Annotated in this window: 2 protein-coding genes; both read right to left on the reverse strand. The window is 42.1% G+C overall.

The genetic code is table 11. The annotated features are described in order from the left end of the window. Positions 1-88: 88 nt before the first annotated feature. Positions 89-469, reverse strand: a complete 381-nt coding sequence (locus ACFIJP_RS09500; protein ID WP_375627176.1) for a hypothetical protein — start codon at positions 467-469, stop codon at positions 89-91. A 20-nt stretch (positions 470-489) separates the two neighbouring features. After that, a partial coding sequence (locus tag ACFIJP_RS09505; RefSeq protein ID WP_375627045.1) for a DUF4043 family protein occupies positions 490-660 on the reverse strand: 171 nt, incomplete at its 5' end.

The raw sequence follows: 660 nt of genomic DNA on the forward strand, positions 1-660 counted from the left end.
AAATTAAGCCGCAAAAAGCTTACCTGCTGGGTATGAAGATTTCTCCCTTGCAAGGGCTGTGGTAAATAATCTGCCATGTCTTATCCCCTCAATGATTTGTTACGAATTGCACAACCACAATACACTCACCAGCCGCAGTTGTTTTATCCCGTGTTGCATAAAGGGTCATCTCCTTATCATCTGCAACAAAAGACTTTTGATCTGTTGGCGTAAAATCTTGCGTACCTTGGGCTTTGATGTCCTTTTCACTGAACTCATTGCCTCCATAGGTGCTGCCTATCTTTAATTTTGCCTCAGAAAACGCGGTCTTGACAAAAGCTTTAATCGAAGTGATCAAAGCGCCACGAGGTAATATCCCAATTTTCTCCGTAAGATGCTTATCTTTATGCGAGATATTCAAACGTAAGAAACTCACCTGTTGGGTGTGAAGATTTCTCCCCTGTAGTGGAGGTGGTAATTGATCTGCCATGTCTTGCTTCCTCCCTATGATTAATTATCAGGTTCACCGCTGTAGGTGGGGATAACAATCGTTCCAAAATCTTGCGCTGCTTGAGAGCTATTTGGAAATTTGAAACGGGTTTTTTTCATGCCAATCAGTGTTTTCGCAGACAAACCATAGTAACGTTGATAGTCGAAATGCTCTTCCACCAATTTATAGCG

The organism is Bartonella sp. MU37NMGALS (assembly GCF_042194015.1).
Classification (GTDB): domain Bacteria; phylum Pseudomonadota; class Alphaproteobacteria; order Rhizobiales; family Rhizobiaceae; genus Bartonella; species Bartonella grahamii.

Excerpts from the sequence above, each read along its gene's own strand:
- ACFIJP_RS09500 (WP_375627176.1), bottom strand. The coding sequence starts at position 469 with ATGGCAGATCAATTACCACCTCCACTACAGGGGAGAAATCTTCACACC.